Genomic DNA, 9244 nt, shown 5'->3' with positions numbered 1-9244 from the left:
CGGCGGACCGGTCCGGGGGCAAGCGGGCGCGCCTCCCCCGGTTGCTGCGGCTCAGCGGCTCGGCCCACTCACGCTCCGCCTGTTGCTGGGGTTGAACCGGTTCATGGCTGCACCACGGTGATCGTGGTCGGGTTGCTGCGGCCCACGCCACGCAGGTCGGGACGGTACATGTCCTCGGCCAGCGGCGGCGGCACCGTGTAGGTGCCCGGTGTGACCGCGCGCACCAGATAGAACACGTGGGCCTTGCCGCCACGTGGGAGATTCAGCGCCGCCACATAGCGGTCGTCACGGAACTCCTCGTGCTTGACGTCGGCCGCACGCGCGCGGTCGCTGATCTCCACGCCATCCACCACCACGTCGGCCCACTGCTTGGCATCGCCCAGGTTGAAGTTCTCGATCTCCAGGCCGGCCGGCAGCAGATCGGTGACCAGGGCGTCGGGCATGGAGACGTTGGCGGTGATGCCCAGCCGCACAATCAGCGCCTCGCCCTCCTTCAGCGGCCGCGGCGTCCACGGCTTGCCGTCGGTGCCGTACCAGCTGCGCTCGATACCGATATGGGTGTTGTCCGGCGCCGGTGCCTGCCGCGGGATGCCCGCCACGTCCAGACTGGCGAACATCGGCGCCTCACCCTGCGGCGAGAAACGCACGCCCTGTGCCAGCTGGGCCATGTCGAACACGCGCGCGAACACCTTGCGCGCCTCGATGTTCTCGACCTTGCCACCGATGGCCAGCTCACCGGACACCAGCTTCTTCTGGTTGGCCATCAAGGCCTTGCCCAGCCGTGCCAGCGCCACCTGTTCCTGCGTGCTCAGCCACAGCCAGCCGCTGTTGCGGCGCGCATCCAGCTCGCGACCGAGGTTGACCACGCGTGCGTCGTACTCCGGCTTGGCCAGCCCGCGCTCATGCAGCAGTGCGATCATCAACGCGTCATCGCGCAGCGGGCTGCCGTAGTCGCCGAACCACGCCGGGCGATCCGTGCCCGGCCTGGCGAAGCCGGCCGCGATCGCCGCCTGGCCGCGCTTGCTGTCGCCCTGCAGCGACAACGCCACGCCCAGATGCACCAGCGACAGGCCGGTCACCGCCTTGGAGCGCTCGTTGTCCCACAGCGTGCGCAGCGTGCCCAGCGGTGCGCGATTGACCCGTGCCAGCACGTAACCGGAGTAGGCCTGGTTGGCGAATTTCAACGCATCGCGGCGGTCCTGGCCGTAGAACTGGTTGCCGCCGCTGAGCAGGTCTTCGCTGATCCGGTTCAGCGCCTTCTGCAGCACGTTCTCCGGCACCGCGAAACCGGCCTCCTTAGCATCGAGCAGGAACTCGGCGATATACGGGGTCAGCGCCGGATTGATGTAGTCGTCGCTGCCCCACATCGAGAAGTTGCCGTTGGCTACCTGCATCGAGGCCAGCCGCCCGAACGCACCTTCCATGCGCTCGTTGCGGGCCTTGGCATCGAGCCCGTCGGCACCGAGCATGCTTGAGGTGGCCTGATCCAGCAGCAGGGCCGCATAGCCCTTGCTGGTGGTCTGCTCGGCGCAGCGTAGGGATAGTTCAGTGCCCCTTGCAAGGCCGATGCGAACGGGATCGGTGGCAGGGCGCTGACCAGCATGCGGGCGTTGACCGAACCGGCCATCAGGCCACTGGCCGATCCGCTGTCCAGGGTGACCGCCGCCAGCGGATCGAGCGTGCGCGTCTGCGAGCGCAGCACCTGCGGCCACGCCGCGCGTACCGGCAGGTCGTAGCGGCGGTCCACCTTGAAACCGTTGCCCTCCACCCGTACCCGCACCTTGGCCACGCTGTAGCCCTCCTGCGCGGTCAACGGGAAGCTCACCGTGCTCTTGGCCTCGACGCCGAGCTGCAGCTTGCGGCTCGCCTCGGCGATGCCCAGAGGACCTTCACCTTCCACGCGGACCGCGAACTCGCCGGGTTTGCCGGTGAAGTTCTGCACGTCCAGGGTGACCGTGCTGCGGTCGCCTGGCGCCATCACCCGCGGCATGCTCGCTTCGGCCAGGATCGGCGCGCGCACCAGCGTTTCCACATCGCGGTTGCCGTAGCGGTCATCGGCGTAGACCAGCGCCGAGACCCGCAGGGTGCCGTTGAAATCGGGTACCCGCAGCGTGACCCGCGCGTTGCCCCTGGCATCGAGCGCCACCGGCCCGGAGAACAGATCCACGGTCTGCACCCGCGCGGTCGGGCGTTTGGCCTGCGGCAACGCCGCCAGCGCCATGTCACCGCCGAACTTCAGCTTGCCGCTGTTGCCCTCGAAGCTCTCGATCACCCGGCCATAGATGTCATAGGCATCCACGCCCAGGCGCCGCTGCGCGAAGAAGTGCGCCGGGGCATCGGGCACCGGGAAACGGGTGATGTTGAGGATGCCCACGTCCACCGCCGATACGGTGACATGCGCCGGTTTGCCGGCCAGCTCCGGCGCACTGACGGTCACCGTCATCGGCTGTTCCGGACGCATCTGTTTAGGCGCCACCAGCCCCACCGCCACCCGACGGTCGCCGCGCTCGATCGGCACATGCGCCACGCCGACCGCGCGTGCCGGGGTGATCTTGCTCGGTGCGCTGCCGCCACGGAACACCAGCGCGGTGACGTAGACGTCATGCCGCTCCCAGTCTTTGGTGACCGGAATTTCGAAGGTGCTGCCCGGTTTGGCGTCGATGTCCTGCACATACAGCATGTGGTCGCTCTCGACCATCAGTACGCCACGGCCGGCATGCGGCGGGGTGACCGTCACCTTGAGCGTATCGCCGGCGCGGTAGGCGGTCTTGTCCAGCGCCAGCTTCACCTTGTCCGGACGCGCGTCCAGGCCGCGGTTGTCGTCCTCCCAGCTCCAGCCGGCACGGAACGGATAACGCAGGGTCAGACCGGTGGCCGGGTCGAACACATCCACCCGGTACTCGCCCCATTCCACTGGAAAATCGAAGCGCATGGCGGTGCTGCCGGCGTCGAGGGTGCGGGTTTCCTTGTTCTCGAAACGACGGGTGAAATCGTAGTCCCAACGGTCGTCGGTATAGCTCCAGTGGTAGTCGCGCAGTTCGCGGACCAAGGTGACCTTCAGGCCCTTGGCCGGTTGCGCCTTGCCCTCGGCATCCACCCGCAGCAGTTCGAAACGCGCATTGGCGTTGGCATCGGCCCCCTCCTTGTCATCGAACAGCGGCCGCAGCGCGACCAGCGCCGGCGCCGGCCACAGCACCCGCTTGAGCGTGCGGGTCACGGTACGGCCACCGCTTTCATAGACGCTGCCCGACACCACCGCCGCCACCGGCGTGCCCTTGCCCACCTCGGCCGGCAGCGCGATGTCCTGGCGCAGCTTGCCGTCGGCCGGCAGCGTGGTATCGATCACATCGTTGGCTTCGCGCGGCAGCGACACGGTCGGATCACCGAAGAACCAGCCCGGCATCGACTCCAGCGGATGCTGCTCCACCGCCACCGCCAGCCGCGCGGTGAAACGGTTGCCATCGGCCGGGGCGCCATACAGATAGGCCGCATCGGCCTGCAGTTTGAGCGGCTCGCCCGGTTTGAGCGTGGCCTGCGCGCTGCCCAGGTCCAGCTTCATCCGCTCGGGCAGGAACTCCTCGATGCGCAGGGTCATGCCCTGCACCGCGTCCTTGCTGGCCGGGTCGGTGCGGAACTCCACCTGCCAGCGCCCGGTCGGCGCTTCAGCCGGAATCACCTGTTCGAACGCAAAATAGCCCTGTTCGCCCGGCTGCAGACGGGTTTCGCGGAACGTCTTGCCATCGGGCTGCTTCAGACGCAGGAATACCGGCTGGCTGCCCGTGGCCGGACCGCGCAGCATCCGCCCGTCGTTGTCGCGCAGCAGCGCCGAGATCCGCACGGTTTCGCCCGGGCGATACAGGTCACGCCCGGACCAGGCGAACACATCGAAGTTGGCGTTCTGGCGCCCGGCCACCGCGAACTCGCTCAGGTCCAGCGCCGGCTGGTTGAACGGCAGCATGGTGGTGTCGCTGCCACTGCTGGCCACCAGTACGTGGGCGGCATCGAGGGTGTAGTTCAGCAGCGCATTGCCGTTGGTGTCGGTCTGGCCCTTGAGCACCACCTCGCCCTTGCCGTCGAGCACGCGCAGCTGCACGCTCCGCGCCGGCGCACCGCTGGCCAGCGAGGCGGTATGCACGAACAGCGTGTCCTTGTAGGCGCGCGTGTGCAGGCCGATATCGCTGACGGTGAAGAAGGAGGTGTCGTATTCGCTTTCGAAGCTGCCGGTGCGTTTCATCACCGCGAAGTACAGGCCGGGCTGCTGCAACTCCCTCACGTCCTGGATCGGCAGGTAGGTCAGCACCCGCTCGTTCTGTTTGCCGCCCAGCACGAAGCGGTTGACGTAGACCGGCTCGGCCAGCTGCGACAGCGGGGTCTTGTCGCCGTAGTCGCTGTCCAGCTCCCAGCTGCCGCGACGGCCGCCGCGCTGGTACTGGCCGAAGAAGGTCGACAGATCCTTTTCGCGCACGCGCAGGAACTCGACATCCACTTCCGGCACGTTCACCGAAACCACCGGCAGGCCGCGGCTGTCCTTGGCCGGCAGCACGCTGCCCTGCGACGCGAAGCCGACCGCCGGATCCAGCGCGCCGGTGAACACCTTCTGCCGCACCTCGGTGCCGAGCCGGCTGCCATCGGCGGCCAGCAGATCCGGCGAGATGACCAGCGTGTATTCACGGGCCGCTTCCACATAGGGGTAGCGCAAGGTCTTGCCGTCATCGGACAGTGACCAGCTGCTGTCGGCGTTGCCAACCTTCTCTTCAAAACGCAGCAGTTTGTCGAAATCCTGGGTGCCGACCAGCGGCCGCGAGAACTCCACCGCCAGCGCCAGACCGTCGCCGCCCTTCTGGTCCGGCCAGGCCCGCAGCATGGCAAAGCCCTTCACCTGCTCCTGCGTGGCCTGGATCGCCTCGCCGCTGGCGCCGGGCAGCTGTCCGGCCGGATTGCGCTTGCATGCGCCCAGCACCAGCACCAGCAGCGCGAGCAGCATTACCCCCTTCCATGTCGAGTGCCCCACACTGCGGCCCGGCGATCCCTTCCTGTCCATTGCGATACTCCCCAGAGGTCGGCCCGAGTATAAGCAAAGCCCGGTTACCGCCCGGACACAGCACTTCCCGGATAGCGGAAAGCCCGGCAACAGGCCGGGCTTTCATCTGCGGCAAACGCCGGCACCTTCAGGCCGCCGCGGCCGTCGCTCAGAAGCTGTCGCCGGGCACCCGCACCCAGCCTTCCATCAGGATCCGGGCGCTGCGGCTCATCACCGCCCTGGTGACGGTCCACTGCCCGTCAACCTGTGTCACCGACGCGCCGACAGCCAGCGTGCCGGAAGGATGGCCAAAGCGCACCGCATCGCGCGGGCCGCCACCGGCGGCCAGATTCACCAGCGTGCCCGGCACCGCGGCGGCCGTGGCGATGGCCACCGAGGCGGTGCCCATCATCGCGTGGTGCAGCTTGCCCATCGACATCGCGCGCACGTTGAGGTCGATGTCCGCCGCGCCGACCGTCTTGCCACTGCTGGAAACGTAGTCGGCCGCCGGGGCGACGAAGGCCACTTTGGGCGTGTGCTGGCGGGTGAGCGCCTCCTCCGGCGTCTGGATCAGGCCCATGCGCAGCGCGCCGGCCACCCGGATGGCCTCCAGCTTCGCCAGCGCCGCCTCGTCCCCGTTGATCGCCGGCTGCAGCTCGGTGCCGCTGTACCCCAGGTCGGCGGCATTGACGAACACGGTGGGAATGCCGGCGGTGATCATCGTCGCCGGCAGCGTGCCGACACCCGGCACGTCCAGCGCATCGACCAGGTTGCCGGTCGGGAACATCGCGCCCTCGCCTTCGCCCTCATCGGCCGGATCAAGGAACTCCAGCACGATCTCCGCCGCCGGGAAGGTGACCCCGTCCAGCTCGAAGTCGCCGGTTTCCTGCACCTGGCCATTGCTGACCGGCACATGGGCAAGGATGGTCTTGCGGATGTTCGCCTGCCAGATCCGCACCACGCAGACGCCATCGGCCGGCACCCGCGCCGGATCGACATAGCCGGCCTGCAGCGCGAACGCGCCGGCGGCGGTGGACAGGTTGCCGCAGTTGCCGGACCAGTCGACGAAATCGCTGTCGATGGCGATCTGGCCGTAGAGGTAGTCCACGTCATGGCCCGGCTGGCGGCTGGGCGAGAGGATCACGCACTTGCTGGTGGAGCTGGTCGCCCCGCCCATGCCATCGGTCTGCTTGCCGTACGGATCGGGCGAACCGATCACCCGCTGCAGCAGGCGGTCCCGTGTGACACCCGGCACGCGTGCGGCCTCGGGCAAATCCTCAAGACGGAAGAACACGCCCTTGGAGGTGCCGCCACGCATATAGGTGGCGGGGATGCGGATCTGGGGGATGGCGGACATGCTCGGGATTCCTTGCTTGCGGGTGACGGGACGGACGGGAACAACGCTCCTTGCCCGGCGCCCTCCACGAGAGGAAGGGCGCCGGGTGCGTCAGGCGTGGGAAGCTTCCAGGAAGTCCTGCGCGAAGCGCTGCAGCACGCCACCGGCCTCGTAGATCGCCACTTCCTCGTCCGAATCCAGACGGCAGGTCATCGGCACCTTCAGCACCTCACCGTTGCGACGGGTGATGACCAGGGTCAGGTCCGTGCGCGGGGTGCGCAGGCCGATCACGTCATAGGTCTCGGTGCCGTCGATGCCCAGCGTGTTGCGGTTGGTGCCCGGCTTGAACTCCAGCGGCAGCACGCCCATGCCGATCAGGTTGGTGCGGTGGATGCGCTCGAAGCCTTCGGCGGCAATCGCCTCCACACCGGCCAGACGCACGCCCTTGGCCGCCCAGTCGCGCGAGCTGCCCTGGCCGTAGTCGGCACCGGCGATGATGATCAGCGGCTGCTTGCGTTCCATGTAGGTCTCGATCGCCTCCCACATGCGCATCACCTTGCCTTCCGGCTCCACCCGCGCCAGCGAGCCCTGCTTCACGCTGCCGTCCTCGTTGCGCACCATCTCGTTGAACAGCTTCGGGTTGGCGAAGGTGGCGCGCTGCGCGGTGAGGTGGTCGCCACGGTGGGTGGCGTAGGAATTGAAGTCCTCTTCCGGCAGGCCCATCCTGGCCAGGTACTCGCCGGCCGCACTGGACGGCAGGATCGCGTTGGACGGCGACAGGTGGTCGGTGGTGATGTTGTCCGGCAGCACCGCCAGCGGGCGCATGCCACGCAACGTGCGCTCGCCGGCCAATGCGCCTTCCCAGTACGGCGGGCGGCGGATATAGGTGCTGCGCGGGCGCCAGGCGTACAAGGGACTGACCTTCTCGCCATGCTCCACGCGCACGTTGAACATCGGGTTGTAGACCTTGCGGAACTGCTCCGGCTTCACCGCCGCCTTCACCACCGCGTCGATCTCGGCATCGGTCGGCCAGATGTCCTTCAGCCGCACCTCGTTGCCGGCGGTATCGATGCCCAGCACGTCCTTCTCGATATCGAAACGCACGGTGCCGGCGATGGCATAGGCGATCACCAGCGGTGGCGAGGCCAGGAAGGCCTGCTTGGCATACGGTGGATGCGGCCGTCGAAGTTGCGGTTGCCCGACAGCACTGCCGTGGCGTACAGGTCGCGGTCGATGATCTCCTGCTGGATCGCCGGGTCCAGCGCACCGCTCATGCCGTTGCAGGTGGTACAGGCAAAAGCGACGATGCCGAAGCCCAGCTTCTCCAGCTCCGGCAGCAGGCCGGCTTCTTCCAGATACAGCTGTACGGCCTTGGAGCCCGGGGCCAGCGAGGACTTCACCCACGGCTTGCGGGTCAGGCCGCGCGCGTTGGCATTGCGCGCCAGCAGCGCGGCGGCGATCACGTTGCGCGGGTTGGAGGTATTGGTGCAGCTGGTGATGGCGGCGATGATCACCGCGCCGTCGGGCATCAGCCCTGGGCTTGCTCGCCCTTGCCGCGCTCCAGCTTGGCTTCATCGGCGATGCCCCGCGCGGCCAGCTCGGCCACCGGCAGGCGCTTGTGCGGATTGCTGGGGCCGGCCATGTTGCGCACCACGCTGGACAGGTCGAACTCCAGCACGCGTTCGTATTGCGCGGTGGTCAGCGCGTCGGCCCACAGGCCGGTGGTTCTGGCGTAACTCTCGACCAGCGCGATCTGCGCTTCCTCACGTCCGGTCAGGCGCAGGTAGTCGATGGTCTGCGCATCGATGTAGAACATCGCTGCGGTGGCGCCGTATTCCGGACACATGTTGGAGATGGTGGCGCGGTCACCGATGGTCAGTGCCGCAGCACCTTCGCCGAAGAACTCCAGCCAGGCACCGACCACGCGCTGGTTGCGCAGGAACTCGGTCAGGGCCAGCACCACGTCCGTGGCGGTGATGCCCGGCTGTGGCTTGCCGGTCAGCTTGACGCCGATGATGTCGGGCAGGCGCATCCACGAGGCGCGACCCAGCATCACGCTCTCTGCTTCCAGGCCACCCACGCCGATGGCGATCACCCCCAGCGCATCGACGTGCGGGGTGTGGCTGTCGGTGCCCACGCAGGTATCGGGGAAGGCTACACCGTCCTGCTGGTAGATCACCGGCGACATCTTCTCCAGATTGATCTGGTGCATGATGCCGTTGCCCGGTGGAATCACATCGACGTTCTCGAAGGCCAGCTTGGTCCAGTCGATGAAATGGAAGCGGTCCTCGTTGCGGCGGTCCTCGATGGCGCGGTTCTTGGCGAACGCGTCCGGATCGTAGCCACCGCATTCCACCGCCAGCGAGTGGTCCACGATCAGCTGCACCGGCACCACCGGGTTGACCTTGGCCGGGTCGCCGCCCTTGTCGGCAATGGCGTCACGCAGGCCGGCCAGGTCCACCAGCGCGGTCTGGCCGAGGATGTCATGGCACACCACGCGCGCCGGGAACCACGGAAAATCGAGGTCGCGCTTGCGCTCGATCAGCTGCCTGAGCGAATCGGTGAGCGTGGCCGGATTGCAACGGCGCACCAGGTTTTCGGCCAGCACGCGCGAGGTGTACGGCAGCGTGGCATAGGCACCGGGGGCGATGGCATCGACCGCAGCCTGTGCGTCGAAATAGTCCAGCGGGGTGCCGGGAAGGGGCTTGCGGTAGTCGGTGTTCATGGCGGGCCTGTGGAATCCGGGCTGGCTGGGCGGCACACGCCTGCGCGGTGCCTGCGAAAGCAGCGCTGCCAGCCGGCGATCGAAGCAGGCAGCAGCGCCACGGTGGTTTCAGGGGGCATCCTTCCCCGCGGGTGAAAAAACGCGGCCCCGCCCGCTGGCGCGG

General features: G+C 67.8%; 1 protein-coding gene and 2 pseudogenes. All 3 read right to left on the bottom strand.

What is annotated here, in order from left to right; genetic code table 11:
- Positions 1-101: 101 nt before the first annotated feature.
- Positions 102-4984 (bottom strand): annotated as a pseudogene (locus JCM9942_RS06375) (alpha-2-macroglobulin family protein).
- A 205-nt stretch (positions 4985-5189) separates the two neighbouring features.
- A complete protein-coding gene (gene prpF / locus JCM9942_RS06370) occupies positions 5190-6377 on the bottom strand; it encodes a 2-methylaconitate cis-trans isomerase PrpF (protein WP_054658518.1) in 1188 nt (395 codons plus the stop codon).
- Positions 6378-6467: 90 nt separating this feature from the next.
- Positions 6468-9081 (bottom strand): annotated as a pseudogene (gene acnD / locus JCM9942_RS06365) (Fe/S-dependent 2-methylisocitrate dehydratase AcnD).
- Between the last annotated feature and the right edge of the window lie 163 nt (positions 9082-9244).

Source organism: Stenotrophomonas pictorum JCM 9942 (genome assembly GCF_001310775.1).
Lineage (GTDB): Bacteria > Pseudomonadota > Gammaproteobacteria > Xanthomonadales > Xanthomonadaceae > Stenotrophomonas > Stenotrophomonas pictorum.
Note: the sequence above shows the minus strand (reverse complement) of the source record. Positions and strands in the feature narration are given on the sequence as shown.